Source organism: Muricauda sp. SCSIO 65647 (assembly GCF_021534965.1).
Lineage (GTDB): Bacteria > Bacteroidota > Bacteroidia > Flavobacteriales > Flavobacteriaceae > Flagellimonas_A.
This window is the reverse complement of sequence record NZ_CP091037.1, coordinates 1,495,888-1,515,742: the sequence shown is the minus strand read 5'-3', so window position 1 is coordinate 1,515,742 and position 19,855 is coordinate 1,495,888. Positions and strand designations below refer to the sequence as shown.

Sequence of the window (19,855 nt, the reverse complement as noted above, 5' to 3'; positions counted from 1 at the left end):
TCCGATGCTAGCATCGGACTTTATATTTTTATATATGCGATCAACAGAAAACGGAGTGCTTGTCGAACATGTGTTCAGGCATGAATACGGTAAGATGGTCTCATATCTGGTAAACAAGTTCGGGCCGTCACATCTCGAAAGTATTGAAGATGCCGTACAAGAGGCGCTGATCAAGGCCATGCAGGTATGGGGCTACAAAGAACCGCCAAAGAACCCTGCGGCTTGGTTGTTGAGGGTGGCGCACAACCAACTGATCGATCGATTGCGAAGAGATAAAAAGATGGTGCAATCGGGTGATGGCCCCCTTCTTGAAAAAAGTGAATTTGAACCTAAGGAAATACATTTAGATGACACCATAAACGATAGTCAGTTGAAGATGATTTTTGCCTGTTGCCACCCTTCGCTGTCAACAGAGCACCAGATTATCTTGAGCTTGAAGCTGATCGGGGGTTTTGGCAATGTTGAACTGGCCAAGGCCTTGCTCAAAAAAGAAGCTGCCGTGGCCAAATCATACACACGTGCCAAAAAGAAGTTCAAAGAGAAAGTACCATGGCTTCAGGTACCGGTTGAAATGGGCCTTCAATCGCGTCTGTTCGTTGTACTTCGGGTCATTTACCTGCTCTTTACCGAAGGGTATTCGGTGACTGCGGGCTCACAAGTATTGAAACGGGATATCTGCTATGAGGCCATGCGATTGGCCCTGCTCTTAAAGAAAAATTCTTATTGCCAACATCCGAATTTAGAAGCCCTTATTGCCCTGATGTGCTTTCATGCGGCCCGTTTTGATGCGCGGCTTGATACCCAGGGCGAAATGGTCGATCTTGAGCACCAAGACCGTTCAAAATATAACCGCGAATTGATAGGTATAGGTATTCGGCATCTCGAAAATGCCGGAACGGAAGATAAACTGCCCTCGAACTATCACCTTGAAGCAGCGGTCTCGTATTACCATTCAACCGCCAAGACCTTTGCGGGGACCGATTGGGGAAGCATTCTGAAACTCTATGACCTACAGTTGAAAACACAGTATTCGCCCATGGCCGCCCTGAATCGAATCGTGCCCTTTTCAAAAGTTCATGGGGCCGAACGGGCATTGACTGAATTTAAGGTTCTTGAGAAGACCTCCGACTACGGATCAATAGGGCTTTTCTATGCCATCAAGGCCGAATTGCTCAAGGAAATAGGTGATCGGCAATGGAGACCTACCTTGGAAAAAGCCATTGACCTCACCGAAAATCAATTGGCCAAGAGGCATTTGAAAAAAAAATTGATTTGAACGTGCTGTACCGCCGTTCTTAATTTTTTGTTATCTGCAATACCGCAGCCTTTTCATCACTGACGTCCAGACTAAACGTCAGCTTTGCCTCCTCTTCAACAACCAGTATGAGATTGCTGCTTCCGGGCACTCTTGCCAGAGAAGTCTTTTGCCCGATAACGACTTTTTCTTGATCGGGTTTTGCCCCATAATCAAAATTCCAGTTCATGGGCGCTATTTTAAATTCATAGCGTCCTTTTTTAAAGGTTGTCGAGGTTTCATAAATACCATTTCCCTTATACTCAAAACGAGGGGTGATATTCCATTTCTTGCCCCAATCGTTCATATTGCCAAACAGGTAAATGGTTTCGTCTGCCAAGGGTTGTACCATCATTTCAGCTACCTTTTGTTGTGCTTGGGGCAAGGCATCGTCTAATTTCATACCATCGATCAATGATAAGGCCAAATCTTTGGCCACACTATGATCAACAGTTATATCGGGCTGTACGCCTGTTCCCTCAATTCTTCCGATCCGTGTGGAGTAATATTCCGCAATCGGTAGGGACAATTGCAGTCCTTGTGGCAGATCGAACATTTTCTGCGACAACATCTCACCAGCGGTGGTTTCACCTATTATGGTCACTTTTTCTTCATGGGCAAGTGCATCTACGGCAAACTCGGCGGCACTGGCAGATTTATCACTGATCAACACATAAACGGGGCCATCGAAGTGCGGCTGCATCGGCCCAAACCGTACACGGGTAAGGGGTTTGTCTTGTACATCGTGCCAAAACGACTTTAACGACCATCCTTGCCAGGGCACCAGATCTTGAACATCTTCTAGCTTGGGTGCTCGTGTATGGTTTTCCCACCATTTTCGGGAAACAAATATTCCGGCATCAAGGGAGTCGGTCAGCACATGACCGATAAGGGGTACGCCAGCAAACGTTCCTCCGGTATTATTTCGAAGATCGATTACGAGCGATGTCGTCTCCTTTTCTGCAATTTTGCGATAGGCCTCAAATACACGCTCTTTTGTGTCGATGCCGGTCATGGTCGTCACGGTAAGTATGGCCGTTGTATCCCTCCATTGTAGTGAAACGCTGTGGTCGCCCACTCGCAGTGAATCGATGAATTCAGCCATCTGGTCTGCGCTTTTTTCTGATGTGCCCAGTGTTACGTGCGAAAAAGGGCCATTTTTCCAAAGCGCATTGAACCCATCCATGAATTCTTGTTTTGTTTCAACGGTTTCTGCAAGACCCATCACTTTCTTTTCCAGATCAAGATATTCGTCCGTGGCAAGTTCTGCGGGGTTGTAATGGTATTTTGACATCATTAGCGATATACTATCGGCTACAACGATCAAATCTTGGTTAAGGGGGTTGTCTTTTCTGTTTGATGATCTAAAGTCACAAGAACCTAGTGACAGCACTATAAAAAGTAGGGTCAGTTGTTTCATTTTCTAATGGTTGCTTACCATTAGACCCCTATTTTTATGTTTTGTTACAGTATATTCTGTTAAACCAATTTTTTAGGGGAATGATCGGTTATAGGTGGTTTTGCGGAAATGGTCGCTCGGGCCTGAACCACTTCATTGAAACAACACATACCTAGGGGGCACCAGCCCGTTCAACCTCATATAGACAAGCATTTGACCTCTGTGATGGGTAATGTGGTCGGCAAGCAATAAAAAGATCTGTCGCTTTGTTCTCGTTAGCCCAAAATAGTCCAACTCGTCATCGAATTGGTCGGCATCGAATTTTTTGATCAACGCTATGGTTTGATCAAATGTGTCGTCGATTGTCGCAATCATTTCTTCTTTGGATTTGTCGGCGACCTTGAAAATAGTGTCGGTGTTCCAATCCCTAGATTCTCGGCCACCCAACAATGACTGGCTATGCCAATCCATCGCATAGCCGATATGCATTAAATTCTCGGCAAAGGTCAACGACTCTGGCGATGCTTTAAAGCCGTATTTGTCTTCGGGCATTGTTTCTGCCACAAGAAGTAAATAGTTACGGGAATTTTCCAATCGCTCTAGATAGTCCTCAATAAAATTATGCTGTTGGGCCAACAATGGTGTTTTGAACAAACAGAAAAAGAATATTGGGGTCAAGACAAGTAGTTGTTTCATGTTATTCTAAATGTGTTCCATTGATGTACTATGGAATGCGTATACGGTGTGATCGCCATTGCTTTCCAATTTGGAAGATACTCAATTAAACACAAAAACGGTCTGGGCAAACACCCAGACCGTTAATGCATGTGTACCTTTTTCGCTATATTTTTTATTGCATATACGTATCGAAGAAAGCGATCATTTTTTCTGGGTGTACACCGAAGTAGTTATAGCCGTCAAACCTACGGTTCGTTCCTTCGATCCAGAACAGTTCTTTCTCTTCTGAACGTATGTTGTCAAAGATTTCTTGGGCATCTTTGGGGTTGTCTGTCCAAACATCATCCAATACTTCCGCCATGAAGTAGGGTACTTCTACCGCATGCGCGTACTTCTGCGGGTGCATCTTCCCATTGGTAAAACCTCCCAGTTTCAGTTGTTCAAGATCCATCAGTTCCATGTATTGATCCAATCCCATAAGGCCGGCGAAAGAAGTCATCAGCGCGGTCATTGAAACGGTCATGGGTCCGAAGAAGCAGAGCACATCCTTAAACAGTTCAGGACGGCGATACATGGCCTCATATGCGGCATTTCCGCCAGTGCATCTATTGTAGAGTCCACACTTCATTTTGCCCAATTTGGGGTGACTCGCCACATATTGCTGGGCGCCCACTACATCTCGCCACTCATATCTGCCAATACCACAGATTCCGCCATTGGCAGTTCCACTATTGCCATGGTTTCTCAAATCGTACGCTAAAATGTTATAACCGGCCCTTGAAAGATGGCCCATGTGTGCCACAAAATCGATTTCAAGGGTATCGACTCCTGAGAAGGGTTCTCCGAAATGTCCGGTGAAGCCCGAACGACTCATCGGCATCGGATGGTTGATGATGATCAGCTTATCTGATTCACCTTTTACGGAAGGGATGTACCAGCCCTCAAGAGGAACCCCGTCAGCTGATGAAAAATATACATCTTCCCATATATCCATGCCGTGGTCTGAAGGGGTTTTGTGCACCGGTGTTCTGAACATGGGGCGAACGGCAAATGCTGCCAAGTATTTTAATGTCGCATACTCTTGTTCAGAAATGGTTTTTTGCTGTTCAATTGCTTTTTTATAAGCCTCTTCACCCATTCTGCCCGTAAGGGTGTCGGCAATGGTATAATCCAATGTTTTTTCAAAAGCCATAGCGATACGATTTTATTTGAGTTCTCTGTAGCGCAAAGGTCTTTTGTTTTAGCATGGGGATATGGAAACAAATGAAGGTAAAAAGGATACAAATTACAGGTTGGAGAAAATTGAGGGGGAGACACCGGTCACTTTGCGAAAAAGACGGGAAAAATAATTCGGATATTCAAAACCGAGCTGATAGGCAATTTCTGAAATAGTGGTCTTTTTCTGAACCAACAATGATTTGGCCACTTTGACGATATGCTGGTGAATATGTTCTAAAGCGGGTTTGCCCGTATAAAATTTAATGACATCGCTCAAATAGTTGGGGGTCACGTTCAATCGATCGGCAAAATAATGTACAGAGGGCTGAACCGTTTTGCTGTCTTCGCCATGTTGAACATAATAGCTATCAAGTAGAGAAAAGAAATCACCCACTAATTTGCTATACTGCTCTTTGCGTTCACCAAATTGCCTTTTATAGAACTGGGCCACGTGCGCAAAAAGCAAATTGGCGTAGGCGAGCAACAGATCGATTGAAAAAACCTCTTTATTATATTCTTTCAAGGCTTCTTTAAACAGTTGGGTAATGATTGTTTCTTCCTCCTTTTTTAGAAATAAGGGTTCATGCAATCCATAATTCAAAAATGAATAGTGCAAATGTTGGTTGTTGGCGATCAATTCTTCCGTAATGTTGATATAGTAGCCTTTCCAAGGGGTATCGGTTTTCCATTCAATGGGCTGGTTGGGGCTTGAAAAGTACATATACCCCTTTTTCTTATCATTTTCTAACCCATACTTAATGGAAATACGATAGAAGTTCGGATAGACCGCAGGGGATGATAGCAAGAAGTCTTGGGGATATGTACCGATGTCGATAAACCGGTGCCTAGGCTTTCTGGCATTGGTGTATTCGTTAAAGGACTGAATGTCATCAAATTTCATAGCCCGAACAATTACCGCAACCACACCTTGGATACGGTTTAAGGATTTTTATGAAATATAGCGAAATCGTATGCAGTGGGCAACACCCTTGTATCACTCATTTTGTAATAAGAACCGTATCGGATTGTGAAAACGTGTTTTCCAGTCGTTTTCCGTATGGGCCGCACCGTCAAAGACCTTGCTCAAATAGTACTTGTTCAATCCGTTTTGCTCGTTGAACAAGGCATCGATACTTTGTTGATGGGCGCCATAATGGCGATCCAGTGTTTCGGTACCCGTATCAAAATATAACTTTCTGCCTTCTATCAATCCCCTTCTATGTTCGATATAGGCCCTAAAGCTGTTCGGAATGATAGCATTATCCACAAAACCACCGATCCAATGGGTGGAAAGACATGCAGCCCCACCAAAGACTTCGGGATATTCAAAAAAAGCGTACATAGAGATGAGGCCGCCCATACTTGACCCTGCTATGAAGGTATGTTCACTTTCCGTTTTAGTGGAATACTTTTGATCAATAAAGGGCTTTACCTCAAACACCAAGAATTTTAAGTAATCATCTGAATTAACGGTTTTGTCAAATAGTTTGGCATCACCTCTTGAAATGGCCAACAATGAATCTTTAACTGCAGTCGGGAGGGACAAAAAAGGCTTTTCAGGATAGTAATTGGCGTGTCGGGCAGCAGCTACATTGGCAATGCCCACTACGATGATATCGTGGATCATCTCCTTATTTACAAGACTATCAATGGTTTGATCAACCCCCCAGTTTTGGCCGTTCCATGTTTCTTGGGTGCTAAAGAGCATTTGCCCATCGTGCATGTAGAGCACGGGATAGGTATTGTCTTCACTGTACTTTTCGGGCAATCGAACATAAACATCCCTTGGGGCAACATAGGCGGAGGCCATATCCTTGACGGTATGGATGTTGGGCCCGGTATCTTGGGCGTTGATCCCTAAACAAATACTCGCACAAAAAATCAAAAAAAAGAATCTCATAAACTACGGGTTTCTATCAAAAAAAGGTCAATCTGATTTGTTCAACGCTACATAATGGCCAAAGGGGGCCAATAGTATTTTAGCCTTGGAAACTTCAGCACCCTGCCCATATACTTCCTCATAACTTTCGGTATCCATTTGCACTTCTATGGGGTCATTGTTGATATTGATCATCACGATCGCCTTTTCATTTCCATAGGCTCGTTGAAAGGCTATGACCCCTTCTAAATTTTCATATAAAGGTACATAATCACCCAATCGAAAGCTGTCATAATTCGTTCGAATCTTGATAAGTTTTTTATAATGGTTCCACAGCGAATTTGGGTCATTCTTTTGATGTTCAAGACTGAACTGCTGAATGGCCTCCGATTGCCAAAAAGAAACATCCCAAACCGCGCCACCATCTTTATACCACAGGGCATTGCCCGAATCCTCAAAATTACTTGTCCATGGAAAAGCCTCGCGAACGGGAATATGATTGGCGTCACTGCCCCACTCGTGCTTTTGACCGGTGACCCCCAGCTCCTGTCCATAATAAATTGATGGTACCCCTGGCAAAAGAAGGTTTAAAATGGCAGCACTTCGTTTTTGGTCTTCATTGCCGTTGACCACTGACGCCCATCTTGACGTGTCATGGTTTTCCAAAAAATTCACCGTGAACGTACTATCACTGAATTTCGCAAGATTTTCCAAAACCACGCTGTGAATTCTGTTTGGTTCCATGGTTACACCTTTTGATGATGGGTCAATGTACATATCGTGTGTGCCCTCTTCCCCAGCTATGGCAAAACGAAGCGGAAAGTTAAAAGCGGCGTCTGCACCACTTTTCACTATCATTTGGTCGCCGTATTCATTCCAGTTTGACTGTTCGCCCAAAACAAAAATATTCGGATTGATGTCTTTGCAGGCCTCAAAAATAGGTCGCCAAAAGTCTTGGTACATGTTGGTAAAAATCCCTTTGTTGTCCAAGTCGTCCATAATATGGTCAATTCTAAAGCCGTCTACCCCATCGTCGAAATTTCCATCTTTGTTTGGATCGACCCAATAGCTGTAGAAATCGATCATCCATTGTTTGACACGTGCATGGTTCACATCGAGCAAAACGATGTGGTATTTGTCGCCCGGCCATGCCTCAAACTCGTGCATTGGTGATTTGGGGGGCATAAAAATTTGTTCAGGATACCGATTGAGGGAGTCAGCATAGTAGATGAAGTCTGCATATTCTGAATCTGGATTTTTATAGGAGTCGTCAAACCAAATATGTCCGCTTTGGGCATATTGGGTTTCCATGTCCATCAAGAACTTAAGCCCCTTATCATGTACGGCCTTGACGAAATTTAGATAGTCTTCCTTGGTTCCGTACTCTTGATCGATATTCTCATAATTTGTGGGGAAATAATTATGATAGAAACCCGATTCGTACAACGGCGTGAATAAAATAGTGGTCACACCGAGTTCTTTGAGATAGTCCAACTTTTCGGTAAACCCGTTGAGGTCACCATGTAGGTCGCCATTGCTATCGTAAAAACTGCGCTGCATGACGTGGTAAATAATTTCATTGTTCCAATTGATGGGTCGATCGATGGTCGATGCCCCGGCGGTTTCACCTTCATCCTGTTTTTTATTCGTATTGCAAGAAAACAATAGTGTAAAAACGATGAAGAAGAAACTGTACTCTGTAAGCTTTCTCATTGTAGTCGTTGTTTTTTTTCTGGGAATGTGACACGCCTTAAAACCGTTTTGCCCATAGGCACCAGCGTTGCTTCTACCTCTTTTTGTCTTGAGGTATCAAAGAGCTCTCCCTTCAATGCCAATTCACCGTCTTCAATGCTTTTAAAGTTGGCATTTTCAGGGATGACCAGATTCTTGTGGTCTTCATTTTCAGGAAGACAGTAATAATCTTTGAAAGAGGTGTCGCCATAGGTTTTGATGGTTTTTTCTTTATGGGGTATTTGATGGGCAAATACCAAAGGCCCTTTTTGCAGGTAGACTTGATCGTTATTTGCCGGTTTCACTTTGATAGGGTTATTGAAAGTGATGGCAAAGGTTTCATCTGGGGGCCAAGTTTTGGCTACTTCATAAAAACCATTCTTTGAATTTACGGCCTCTACCCCTGAAAATGTTACGGATTCACTCCACTCTGGCTTTCTGAACCGCAACGTAAAGGTCTTGGGTCTTGTGGCGCTGATTTCAAAGGTCACTTTGTTTGTCCAGGGGTAGTCGGTCTTTTGCCGAATGATGATCGTCGCATCATCTAGTGGTGCGGTGAGTTCTGAAGGGCCGTACATGAGAATGGCAATGCCGTCATCGAACTTCATATACATTTGATCAAGAAAATAGGGGAGATTTCTACCGTAATTGGGAACACAACAAACCGCCGGTTCAGAATGTGTGGGCGAATATTTATACCGTGGTTCGTTGGCCGATCGATCTTCTTCATGATGTTTGCCATCCACTGCATAGCAGTTGTCGTGTTTAGAATACGTAATTGCGGTTCCGTCATGATTTCTGGCTCCCAACATCGCATTATAGGTCAATTTCTCTGCGGCGTCGGCGAACTGTACCTCACCTGTTTTTTCCAATAAACTCCCGTATGAATTTCTTAGCTCGAGCATTCCACAGTACTCGGCCGCTGTTTTGTCTGGGTCTGCGGTCAGTTTTGAAATCCACTCATCTCCATGGCCGGCCCCACTGGGTAAGATACAGGGTTCCAATTTTGCGATCATGTTGTTGTGGGCTTCTTTCAATTCTGGATAACCGGTGTTGTAATAGGCATTGACCATAGAACGAATATGCTCGTACGTATGAACACCATGTCCTTGAAAAAGGGAGTCTCTCTCAGCTAAAAAAGGATAGCGCAAATCATTGAACGATCGATTTATGGAAAAGGTAGAAAATGCCTCGTACAGGTAGGTGGCGTAATCTTGATATTCAGCTTTGTTGGTAATACGGTACAGTGTTTCACAGACATCGGTCAGCATTAGACCGTGCGTGGCACCCCCGAAAGCATTTTTAAGCTGAAAGGGATTTCTGCCATTCTTGCCATAGCGTTGCATGGTCAAAGCCATGGCGCGTTCAACGGCCTTTAGAACCTTCTCATTATTTGTGAACCCATAATAGGCCAACATCGTTCTAAACGCAGTTGTTTGTGCCCAAAGCTCTCCGTTTGAGCCATCATGTTGGTATCGAAGGTTTGGTTTGTAGATTCCAATGTAGCCATCTTCATCTGCTGAATTCAATAGGTTGCGCACAATTTCATGCGATTGTTCAATCGCTGTTTCATTTTTGGTCAGAAACGCATGTCTTATGAAACCTTCCCACCAGTTGCCTATGGTTTCTGCATTCCACCACATGATCGATGTTTCCCATGGCTGGCCCGTAAGTACCAGATCACCCATTTCAGGAATGTCCTCCATGCCTCCACGACGTGCCATATGATACAGGTCATCTGACGTTATACCTGGATAGAGTTCGTCTAACGCGCCCACGATTCCCTTTTCCAGGTCGTTTTCCATCATCTCCAAAATCCATCCTTTCGGCAAGACACTGCCCGTTTCGAAAGGCTGATAGCTTGTCTTTATCGGATTTTTCTTGTTCTTGAAAAATTGAAGCTTGTCACTGTCATCTATCAGTTGCTCGGCTACCCTATGTACATTTTTAGAGAAATTTTCACCCTGCGAGTTTTCTTTTGGTTCTTTACAAGATGACAGTATGACCAATAGCATTATCGATATTTTTTTCATTTCAAGGACGTTTTCAAATATTCTTTCAGCTTCATATTCAATCTACTTTGCTTCGCCAAAGGCTCTTTGGTATAGGGCATGGTCGGCATATATGGAAATGGGCCAAACTCTGGCGTAATGGTCATATCCCTGTACGGTAAATGATGATCTACTATGCTTTGCCACCACTTTACAAATTGGTCAAGGTGGGCCTTCCACTCCGGAACAAATGGATCATTGACCTGGGGGGATTGCTCAAAACCTACACGCGCATGAATATGCCGTATTCTGGGAATTATTTTGTCGATGATGTCTGCTTGGTCTTGAAGCATCGACTCTGAAACAACACACCAATGCGATAGGTCGCCCACGAACTTTAGATTGGGGAAAACGTCTAAATATTTTAAAGTAGATAGGCTGTGAAACGTAAATCTCCCCCGATGAATTTCGTGGTATACACGTATGTTGTGTTGTATTGAAAACTCTTCAATGGCCTCAATGATCTTACAATTTTGAGAGAAAGAATAATGGTCTTTTCCCGTATGGGAATTTATGAAGGTAGGATTGTAGGGCACCAGTCGGTCAAGTCGCTTTAACACGATATCAAGATATTCTTCTGGTGTTTCCTTTTTTACGCCAAGCACTTGCTGAAGACCGCAGCTAAAACTTGGATTTACTTGCCTGACCGCATTGAGTGCCTCATGAAAATTTCTTTCAAATTCTATGTCTTTGGGGAGGTTGATCTCAATACCATCAAAACCGTTTGAAATGACCAGGGCCAAAAATTCTTTTGGCCTCATATGTTCACTTCCCCAATAGGAGTATAGGTATTTGATGGTATTCATTTTAATATAGCACCGGATTTAGCGGGGTGTTGATGATCTCACCGATTTTTGCACCCGGGCACCAGGTGTTCCAATCGTTCAGTTGGCCGTCATTTTTGGGTTCTTTCAATTTCATGTCCTTGTCCATATAGATTACGGTCATGACCTTTCGCATATGGGCCGTTGTATTGGCTCCGGCCCGATGAAAGACCCAACCAGAATGAAAACTTACTTCTCCCAAGTCAAAAGGTTCAATGACATGTTTGAAATCGGTCACTTTTAGCCGTTTTTGGATCATGACCTCGCTATCATCGCTAATGGACAGTTCCCTGCCTTCCAAAATTTCGTGACTACCCGCACTGAATTCCAAGGGTCCCATATCAAGTGGGGTCTCTTGCAATGGTATCCATGCGGTGATTGTCTTGTCCGTGGCCAATGGCCAATAGTGTTGATCGGCATGCCAAGGGGTGATACCGCCACCGGCTTCCTTGAACAGGGCCTGATCGTGGTACAGTCGTACACCATCTACTTGCAACAGATCCGCGGCAATTTTGGCCAAGCGTTCGCTAAAGACCAATTGCTTGATGTCTTCATCTTGTTTCCATAGATTGAACAATTGCAAAAACGCCTTGCCATACGTATTGCGCTCTTCGATCGGAATGTCTTGTCGATTCAGTTCATCGACTTTTTTTGAGATCACGGCATTGTAATGCGCCAGTGTTTCTGCATCCAAGACCTGTTTTAATTTTATGTAGCGGTTCTCTTGGTAGAAATCGATTTGTTCTGCGGTCAACGAATAGTGCTGGTCCAATAATTTTGACGTGTTCATGCTATGAAGTATTAATGAGTCAAAAGTAAGGGCTATTAAGCGGGATGTATTTTTCAATTTTAACCAATACTATGCATATCTAAACATTAATAGATATTTTAGCATTCAATAGTTGTTTATCATATACTAGTGTGAAACCCGAATTAGAGAAAATAGACATTGGATCTTCTAGCCGATCGGTTCATTTTTTTAAATTGGAAACAGCTGCTTTCCCGGCTTATTGGCATTATCACCCCGAAATAGAGCTCACGTTCATCATTAAAGGTGAAGGCACCAGATTTGTTGGAAATTCCATTGCCCCTTTTACCGATTACGATTTGGTCTTGGTCGGTAAAAATACCCCTCACCATTGGGTCAGTTTAATGCACGATGCGCCGGAAATGCAAAAAGCAATTGTATTTCAATTCAGTGCAGATATGTTTTCTTCGTTCAAGGAATGTGAACGTTTTGGTTCATTGTTTGAATTGGCTAGGCGCGGTATACAGTTCAAAGACCCTGCACAAGAAATAGTAGATCTCATTACGGTCTTTGAACATCTCGACACTATACAGCAACTGGGCGCTATCATGGAAATATTGCGTTTGTTGACCTTGCACGATGACAAAACATTATTGGCAACCGAAGTATACGCGCATCACCATAACCAAAAAGATAAAATTGAAAAGTTTGCCAAGATCAACAATTACATATTGGAACATTTAGATCATAAACTGACCGTGGCCAAAATGGCAGATATATCCAATATGGTGCCCCAATCGTTCTGTAGATGGTTTAAACAAAACTCAGGGTATTCTTTTATTACTTTTTTGAATAAAACAAGAATAGAAAACGCTTGTCAACTTTTGACCCATAACCATCTATCCATACAACAAATTGCCTTTAGCTCAGGATTTGAAAGTTTGAGCCATTTCAATAGAACGTTCAAAAAGTTTAAACAGCAAAGCCCGACGGCATTTAAAAAGACCTATCACCAGTGACATCTTTCATAAAAAGACGAGGGCCAAATGTGCCCGTACCCTTCGAGACAGGCAATACACTATTGTGGAGTTAGTTTTTCTTGATAGTTCTTGATCAGTTTTTGACAATAAGCTGCCTTATTTGACTTAATGTGTTCCAACTCTTCATAGTCACCGATGGTAGGGTTTAGGGTTCTTAGGTTGTCGTGGCTCCAAATGGCCAAGTCTACAATGACAGGAGTAAGTTCAAGCCCCTCTTTGGTCAAGTGATAATAATTTGTCTTGTTGTTACCAGGTCTTCTTGATTTGGTGATCAGACCAATTTCCTCAAGCAATTTTAGCCTTTTGGTAAGCACATTCGTGGCAATCGCCTCAGGGCTTTCAAGAAAATCTTTGAATGTCTCGACATCTTCAATCAGCATTTGCTTTATAATGACCAATATCCATCGGTCACCTAAAATATCAAGTGAAGAGGTTATCGCACAGCTACATCGAAAGTCGATGGGGTTCTTAGAAGTCAACATATTAGTATTTGTTTCCTGAAAATTTCAATTTATTACTTGCTGATAGAAAGTAATTTATTAATTTTACTTGCTCATCGAAAGTAATAATTATAACTCAAAACTTTGACCAATCATGAAAAAAGTAAATATCCTATTGATTTTGTTGGTAGGGGTAATGATAAACGTAAAAGCACAGCATAAAACCATGGAAAAAAATTCTGAACGATCATTTAGAGAGTATCAGGCAATTGAAAATGCTCTCAAATCATATATTGAATCGGCAAAAACAGGTGATGCAAGCGGATATGCAGAAGACTGGTATGAACACACACGTGTCGTGGGCAGCCTTGATGGACAGTTTTATAATATCACCAGGGATGAAACGATGAAATTTGCGGAACAATTGGGTGGTTCGACCCAAGTGGAAAGCCGCATTGCATGGATAGATTATCAGGGGAACGCGGCAGTGGTCAGGCTTGAGTCCTTAAACTGGGGAGGTGTTCGCTATACCGATTTCTTTATCTTGAGCAAGGCGGAAGGTAAATGGAAGATAAGTGGAAAAGTATTTGATGCCCATGATAGAAATTGATTGATCAAGGACTGCGTGATTCCCGTCTTCAGACGGGTTTCTTTTTTAATGGTTTGTTCTTTTCACCAATGATAATAGTATGCCACTTAGAATCAACAAACTGCCAACAATTCTATTTTGCAAGTGAACTTTTTCTTGATTTTCAAGATATGATTTTAGCTTTTCGGCAAAAACGGCATATATGAACAATGAAAGGCCATCAATAATCAAAAAGGTAATGGCAAGAATGATTATTTGCGGAATTATCGGATTTGTTTCATTTAGGAATAAAGGAAAAAGTGCCGCAAAGAACACAATCGCCTTTGGGTTTGCCGCTGACATTAAAAAGCCTTCAACAAACAATTTTGAAAAACTGCGATCTTCTTTTTTATGTGCTGATAATTTTATTTGCGGCTTGGCGATGATCTTGGTTATTCCCATATATATCAGATAAGCTACACCACACCATTTGATTATTTGAAACAATTCTCCAGAAGAGACCACTAGGGTTGCCAATCCGATAGAAGCAAGAATTATTTGGCAAAGATTGGCGGTTAAATCCCCTGCAATGGTGCCCATGGTTTTTCCCTTGCCATATTTCATGCTATTTGCTGTTGCCAATAACACACTTGGCCCAGGGGTTATTGCCAAAATGATTACCGTTCCCACAAATGATAGCCATATTGCCGGTTCCATATTTTTTTCGATTTTATTTTTTCTGATCAAACACGCTGCCGCACTATGTAGAGCATGGCCAATTTAAAGGAAATATAGCGAAATCGGGCAGCAATGCCATCCATCCGGGCAGTAGAGCAGCCCATAGTCGCTATGAACCGCTACACCTTTTTTATTTTTTCATGTATATCACGGTACAATTGTTTTGAATTCTCGACCATATGCCAATGACCGATCCCTTCATACAATTGATTCGGAATGTTATTTTCAACAATGAACTTTTGGGTTTCCTTTGGCGTGTCAGCATTTCCCCATATATACACCTTCTTACAAGTCAGTTGCTTGAATTCAATTCCACATTTATTCTCCTTGATATGCTCTTGGCTTGTCAAACTCCAATTTCGCATTCCTTCAGGATCTGCCAACCGTAAACTGCTATAATATCTTTTATAGCGTTCTTCTGATTTTGCGATTTCAAATACTTCCGCTTTGAATGATGCTACAAACTCCTTTGCTGATTTGAACTGTAATGGCTTGCTCGAAAAGTAACTATCTGCCTCGGTCAAATTTCCTTCAATGTTGAAGTACCAGTTGATTTTTTCCTTTAGGTTTTGGCAAACCCAGGTTCCAATTAACCCTCCTAAAGAGTGGGCGACCAGATTTGCTTTATCTTGATTCGCTGTTTCTTCCCTGATCAAGTTTGACATCAGAACGGCTTGCTCCTTGATCGAAATAAAATCTGAATTGATTGGGCTAACACCAAATCCGGGTAAATCGACCACATAGATATTGAACTCTTCATTAAGTGATGATTCAAAGACTTCTTTATAGGCCAATCCAGAATCTGCAAAACCATGAAGAAACCAAATGGATTGCCTTCCGTGTTTTACCGAATTTGTTCTGATAAATAGTTGATGCCGAATCTGGATGGTCATTTTTTTCTTAATGGGGTAGAATGTAGAACTATAGATCAAAAATGATCTATAGTTCTTTTATTTGTACAGCACATGGCTAAGTCAATTCCCAGCCTTTGCGATATTCTCTTTTCACCCATTCATTGGCCTTTTCGTAGTTGGTGATGCGCATGTTTTCACCATCCCACGTCAGTTTACGGCGACCAGGGTATTCGTAAGGGGCCCAATCACCGACTTTTTTGCCCGGTTTCAGTTGTTTGTATTGATAGGCCTTGACCGCCAAATTGCCCATCAACACGGTTTCGGTCAATGGTCCGGCTTTTGAAAAGTCTGATGAGGTCGGCGTGCCGTTCAGGCAGCCCTCGACAAAATTGGCAATATGGCCTCCCATGTCGCCGGGCACCCGTGGGTATTTTGGTGCGGGCGATTTGTAAAGGTTGGTCAACTCAGAGGGCAAAAAACGTGCATTTCTTGAATAGGTGTCAAAAATAAGCGTGCCCCTATCTCCATACATGACCGTACCGCCACTACCGTCACCGACATCTTCTCCATCTTTCAGTTCATCGGGCAGATCGGGCTTGAGGCCACCGTCATACCAGTTCAATTGTATGTCGCCGTGGTGCGGATGCTCAAATTTCAAATGTATTTTAGAGGATGGGGGGCATGAGGGGCTGTAATCTGCCTCGACAAAATCACCTACCCAAACCGTGGTGCAACTGGCTTCGGCTTCGGTAGGGTAACCGAGGTCAAGTACGCTGAAGGGCGTCTCCATGACGTGGCAGCCCATATCGCCAAGGGCACCAGTGCCGAAATCCCACCAGCCCCGCCATTTGAAGGGGAGGTAGGCATCATTGTAATCGCGCATGGCGGCCGGGCCGAGCCACAGGTCCCAATCCAACTCTTTTGGGACCGAGTTCTTTTCAACGGGTATGGGAACTCCCTGGGGCCACACGGGGCGGTTCGTCCAACAATCGATGGTATGTACTTTTCCTATAACGCCCGATTCAACCCATTCACGGGCAATTCTACTGTCATCACTCGAAGCACCCTGGTTGCCCATTTGGGTGACGATGCCATTTTCTTTGGCCACTTGGGTCATTAAACGGGCCTCGTAGATGTTATGGGTCAAGGGTTTTTCAACATAGGCATGCTTTTTTTCGCGCATAAAGGGCAAGGCGATCGAGGCATGTGTATGATCGGGCGTGGCGACCATTACGGCATCGATTTCACTCAGATGGTTGTCAAAGACCTGTCTGAAATCTTTGTATTGCTTTGCTTTTCTATATTTTTTAAACGTGTTCGCGGCCCTTCTGTCATCTACATCGCATAGGGCGACAAATTTTACCTTATTTGTTTCGGCCATGCCCCGTATAACGCCGTTACCGCGACCACCGACACCAAAAGCGCCCACATAGAGTGTATCACTTGGGGGTACATGGTTTTTGCCCAACACAAAACTGGGCACTATGGTAAAGGCAGCTGAACTCGCCGCTGCATTTTTCAGGAACTTTCTTCTTTGCATTTTCATCTGGGTTTTTAGGGCATTGAAGATACGAAAACAGAAAATCTTTCATAGCCGTACCACCAAAGAAAATGGTGTTATTTTCAATGTCTCGAGAGGGCAATTCCGTCAAACCTGACCATTCCATTCTTCGAAAAACCGCTCTAAGTAGTTGAGCATGAATTGATGTCGTTGTTCAGCCAATTTTTTTCCCGCTTTAGTGTTCATTTTATCTTTCAGCAGCAATAATTTTTCATAGAAATGATTTATGGTGGGTCCGTTTGAGTTTTTGTATGCCTCTTTGGTCATATCGGGCCTTGGGGCAATTTTCGGATTATAGAGTTGGCGCCCTTTGTAGCCCCCATAATTGAAGGCACGTGCAATGCCGATGGCCCCCATGGCATCTAACCGGTCGGCATCTTGTACTACCTTGAGCTCTTTGGAAGTGAACCTTTTTTCAGCCGTCAATGAGTTTTTGAATGAAATGTTTTCAATGATTTTTTTTACATGCGAAATGACCTCATCGGCAACCGGAAGCGATCTTAGAAAATCTTCGGCCATTTTCGGGCCGATGGTTTCATCACCATTGTGGAACTTGGCATCGGCGATATCGTGCAAAAGTGCCGCAAGGCTGACCACCAACACATCGACCTGTTCATCTTTGGCGATCAGCAACGTATTGTTGAATACCCGTTGTATATGAAACCAGTCATGACCGCCCTCTGCCCCTTTCAAGGTTTCTTTGACAAAGGCAATGGTCTTCTCTATGATTTCAGAATTGGTCATGTCGATACGATTCCTTTTTTGACGGATGCTTCCACTTGGGCCACGATATCATCAAGATTTCCTTCATTTTTAATGGGGGCCTGCACCTCGAATTTTAGGTGGCAGCCCAATCCCATGGGAAATTTTCCGTAACGGAGCAACTTCCAAGAATTGTTGATGCTGATGGGCACGATCAGTGCAGAAGGGGCATTTTTTATCAAGGTTTTCAATCCCATGGGTTTGAAGGGCTTGGGATGGCCGTCGCGACTTCGCGTACCTTCGGGAAAAATGACGGCACTTCGATTGTACCGTTCAATGTACTGCCCTAGACCGGCAATTTGGGCCAATGCCTGTTGCCCATCTTTTCGGTCGATGAGCACTGACCCGCCATGCCGTAGATTGTACGATACACTGGGTATGCCCTTGCCCAGTTCTTTCTTTGCCACAAATTTTGGATGGTGCCGGCGCATGTACCAGATGATGGGCGGAATATCGTACATGCTCTGATGATTGGTCACGATGATCAACGGAACGTCAGTGGCAATTTGGTGCTCGTTCTTGAAGGTATAGCGGGTGCCTAGAATATGGGTGCAGCGCATCAACCACCAGTTCAATATTGATACACTGCGCTTGTGGGCTTCATATCCCAATACATTTAGGCAAAACCACTGTATCGGGTGAAAGATCAAGAGTGTCGATCCGAAGAACAGAAAATAGAAAAAGGTCAGCGGATATGACAATAGTTTTTGCATATTCCAAAAATAAAAAACCACTTCAGAAGAAGTGGTCATTTTGCTTTTCAATTTCTTTGGAAGAAGATCAGCAATGTTCGTTATACGCCTCCGTAAGGTTTTCAGCGATCATCTCGGCAGGTCTGCCCTCAATATGGTGCCGCTCTATCATGTGCACCAAATCACCGTTTTTGAAAAGTGCCATACTTGGTGATGAAGGAGGAAAAGGTACCATATGCGCACGGGCCGTGTTCACCGCTTCGGTATCGACCCCTGCAAAAACAGTGACCAAATGGTCAGGGTTTTTGTCGTTCTGCAAACTCAATTTGGCCGCAGGCCGGGCATTGGCGGCCGCACAGCCACAAACGGAGTTCACCACTACCAAGGTTGTGCCCTCTCGCTTCAATGCGTCTTCAACGGCCTCGCTTGTATATAACTCTTCGAACCCGGCGGTGGCCAGGTCATCTCTCATCGGTTTTACCAATTCTTCTGGATACATAGGTTCAATTTTTTATGGATGCCAAAGATAGGCATTTTGTTGCTTTTTTGCGATTCCTTTCTAAGCTTGGTTCGTATTCAAAAATGTATCTTTGGGCTTTATTTTTTCAACATGATAAAGTGGATTGCGGCCATTTTAGGATATTATATATTTCGGTTTCCAGGAGCCATATTGGGCTTTTTGTTGGGTAGTTTTCTTGACAATGCCAGCGGGAGTGGAAATGGCCGTAGCATTTTTCGTGATTTTGGCCAACAGACTGTTTCGCCCGCAGATTTCGAATTGAACCTTTTGTCGCTCTGCTCTATAGTCATCAAGGCCGATGGCAGTGTAAGCCAACGAGAACTTGACTATGTGCGGCAATATTTTCTTAGCACCTATGGCAAGGAAAAAGCCAATGCCATCTTCCGCACGTTTAATGAGGTCATCAAAAAAAGGGAAGTCTCTGCACAGCGCATTTGCAGTTATCTCAACCAACGAACACGCTATGAGGTACGGCTGCAGTTGGTACATTTTCTCTTCGGAATCGCCCAATCAGATGGTCGGGTCAGTACGGCCGAAGCTGACAAACTACGGGAAATAGCGGGCTATCTCAGAGTGGCGATGCGTGATTTTGAGAGCATCATGGCCATGTTCATCAAATCAGCCGATAATGCCTATAAAATTTTGGAGATTGAAAAAACCGCGACCGATGACGAAGTGAAAAAGGCCTATCGAACAATGGCAAAGAAGTACCACCCCGATAGGGTGAACACCCAAGATGAAGCCATCAAGAAAGGTGCCGAAGAAAAATTCAAGGAAGTACAAAAAGCATACGAGACCATTCAACAAGAAAGAGGAATGAGCTAAGAAGTGTTCGCCTAAGATTATTTTAAAACCATA

The 19,855-nt window shown here is 43.5% G+C and carries 20 protein-coding genes; 4 read left to right on the top strand and 16 right to left on the bottom strand.

The window, feature by feature from the left end:
* The first annotated feature begins 34 nt into the window (after window positions 1-34).
* On the top strand, window positions 35-1,276 hold the full coding sequence (locus tag L0P89_RS06735; RefSeq protein WP_235267643.1) for an RNA polymerase sigma factor: 1,242 nt from the start codon (window positions 35-37) through the stop codon (window positions 1,274-1,276).
* Window positions 1,277-1,295: 19 nt separating this feature from the next.
* Here L0P89_RS06735 and L0P89_RS06730 read toward each other — a convergent pair whose 3' ends face one another.
* The 9 genes from L0P89_RS06730 to L0P89_RS06690 all read right to left on the bottom strand — a co-directional run bounded on the left by L0P89_RS06730 (window position 1,296) and on the right by L0P89_RS06690 (window position 11,864).
* Window positions 1,296-2,714 (bottom strand): S41 family peptidase, encoded by a 1,419-nt coding sequence (locus L0P89_RS06730; protein WP_235267642.1) that lies wholly within the window; start codon window positions 2,712-2,714, stop codon window positions 1,296-1,298.
* Between the two features lie 132 nt (window positions 2,715-2,846).
* Window positions 2,847-3,389 (bottom strand): DinB family protein, encoded by a 543-nt coding sequence (locus L0P89_RS06725; protein WP_235267641.1) that lies wholly within the window; start codon window positions 3,387-3,389, stop codon window positions 2,847-2,849.
* A gap of 154 nt (window positions 3,390-3,543) precedes the next feature.
* Entirely contained in the window at window positions 3,544-4,563 is a 1,020-nt protein-coding gene (locus tag L0P89_RS06720; RefSeq protein WP_235267640.1) for an alpha/beta hydrolase family protein, read from the bottom strand.
* Between the two features lie 93 nt (window positions 4,564-4,656).
* The gene (locus L0P89_RS06715; protein ID WP_235267639.1) at window positions 4,657-5,490 is read right to left on the bottom strand and encodes a helix-turn-helix domain-containing protein; all 834 of its coding nucleotides are present in this window, start codon (window positions 5,488-5,490) and stop codon (window positions 4,657-4,659) included.
* A gap of 93 nt (window positions 5,491-5,583) precedes the next feature.
* On the bottom strand, window positions 5,584-6,489 hold the full coding sequence (locus L0P89_RS06710; RefSeq protein ID WP_235267638.1) for an alpha/beta hydrolase: 906 nt from the start codon (window positions 6,487-6,489) through the stop codon (window positions 5,584-5,586).
* Window positions 6,490-6,516: 27 nt separating this feature from the next.
* Window positions 6,517-8,181, bottom strand: coding sequence for an alpha-amylase family glycosyl hydrolase (locus L0P89_RS06705; RefSeq protein WP_235267637.1), 1,665 nt, complete (start codon window positions 8,179-8,181; stop codon window positions 6,517-6,519).
* Window positions 8,178-10,232, bottom strand: coding sequence for a beta-L-arabinofuranosidase domain-containing protein (locus tag L0P89_RS06700; RefSeq protein ID WP_235267636.1), 2,055 nt, complete (start codon window positions 10,230-10,232; stop codon window positions 8,178-8,180). Before L0P89_RS06700 ends, L0P89_RS06705 begins: the two co-directional genes overlap by 4 nt.
* Window positions 10,229-11,056, bottom strand: coding sequence for a sugar phosphate isomerase/epimerase family protein (locus tag L0P89_RS06695; RefSeq protein ID WP_235267635.1), 828 nt, complete (start codon window positions 11,054-11,056; stop codon window positions 10,229-10,231). Before L0P89_RS06695 ends, L0P89_RS06700 begins: the two co-directional genes overlap by 4 nt.
* 1 nt (window position 11,057) lies before the next feature.
* On the bottom strand, window positions 11,058-11,864 hold the full coding sequence (locus L0P89_RS06690; RefSeq protein WP_235267634.1) for a phytanoyl-CoA dioxygenase family protein: 807 nt from the start codon (window positions 11,862-11,864) through the stop codon (window positions 11,058-11,060).
* Between the two features lie 131 nt (window positions 11,865-11,995).
* Between L0P89_RS06690 and L0P89_RS06685 the strand changes: the two genes are divergently transcribed.
* Window positions 11,996-12,841: an AraC family transcriptional regulator gene (locus tag L0P89_RS06685; RefSeq protein ID WP_235267633.1), complete on the top strand. Its 846-nt coding sequence runs from the start codon at window positions 11,996-11,998 to the stop codon at window positions 12,839-12,841.
* Window positions 12,842-12,900: 59 nt separating this feature from the next.
* Here L0P89_RS06685 and L0P89_RS06680 read toward each other — a convergent pair whose 3' ends face one another.
* Window positions 12,901-13,344, bottom strand: coding sequence for a winged helix-turn-helix transcriptional regulator (locus tag L0P89_RS06680; protein ID WP_235267632.1), 444 nt, complete (start codon window positions 13,342-13,344; stop codon window positions 12,901-12,903).
* Window positions 13,345-13,456: 112 nt separating this feature from the next.
* Between L0P89_RS06680 and L0P89_RS06675 the strand changes: the two genes are divergently transcribed.
* Window positions 13,457-13,912, top strand: a complete 456-nt coding sequence (locus L0P89_RS06675) for a nuclear transport factor 2 family protein (RefSeq protein ID WP_235267631.1) — start codon at window positions 13,457-13,459, stop codon at window positions 13,910-13,912.
* A gap of 45 nt (window positions 13,913-13,957) precedes the next feature.
* Here L0P89_RS06675 and L0P89_RS06670 read toward each other — a convergent pair whose 3' ends face one another.
* The 6 genes from L0P89_RS06670 to L0P89_RS06645 all read right to left on the bottom strand — a co-directional run bounded on the left by L0P89_RS06670 (window position 13,958) and on the right by L0P89_RS06645 (window position 18,976).
* On the bottom strand, window positions 13,958-14,587 hold the full coding sequence (locus tag L0P89_RS06670; RefSeq protein ID WP_235267630.1) for a LysE family translocator: 630 nt from the start codon (window positions 14,585-14,587) through the stop codon (window positions 13,958-13,960).
* A 140-nt stretch (window positions 14,588-14,727) separates the two neighbouring features.
* Complete coding sequence (locus tag L0P89_RS06665) at window positions 14,728-15,501, bottom strand: alpha/beta fold hydrolase (RefSeq protein ID WP_235267629.1); 774 nt, start codon at window positions 15,499-15,501, stop codon at window positions 14,728-14,730.
* 76 nt (window positions 15,502-15,577) lie between these two features.
* On the bottom strand, window positions 15,578-17,002 hold the full coding sequence (locus tag L0P89_RS06660) for a Gfo/Idh/MocA family protein (protein WP_235267628.1): 1,425 nt from the start codon (window positions 17,000-17,002) through the stop codon (window positions 15,578-15,580).
* A 108-nt stretch (window positions 17,003-17,110) separates the two neighbouring features.
* On the bottom strand, window positions 17,111-17,767 hold the full coding sequence (locus tag L0P89_RS06655) for an HD domain-containing protein (RefSeq protein WP_235267627.1): 657 nt from the start codon (window positions 17,765-17,767) through the stop codon (window positions 17,111-17,113).
* Window positions 17,764-18,498 carry a lysophospholipid acyltransferase family protein gene (locus tag L0P89_RS06650; RefSeq protein WP_235267997.1) on the bottom strand — a complete coding sequence of 245 codons (735 nt, stop codon included), beginning with the start codon at window positions 18,496-18,498 and terminating at the stop codon, window positions 17,764-17,766. The genes L0P89_RS06655 and L0P89_RS06650 overlap by 4 nt, the downstream gene beginning before the upstream one ends.
* A 67-nt stretch (window positions 18,499-18,565) precedes the next feature.
* A complete protein-coding gene (locus tag L0P89_RS06645) occupies window positions 18,566-18,976 on the bottom strand; it encodes a BrxA/BrxB family bacilliredoxin (protein ID WP_235267626.1) in 411 nt (136 codons plus the stop codon).
* Between the two features lie 111 nt (window positions 18,977-19,087).
* Here L0P89_RS06645 and L0P89_RS06640 point away from each other — a divergent pair, with 111 nt between their 5' ends.
* On the top strand, window positions 19,088-19,822 hold the full coding sequence (locus L0P89_RS06640) for a TerB family tellurite resistance protein (protein WP_235267625.1): 735 nt from the start codon (window positions 19,088-19,090) through the stop codon (window positions 19,820-19,822).
* Window positions 19,823-19,855 lie beyond the last annotated feature (33 nt).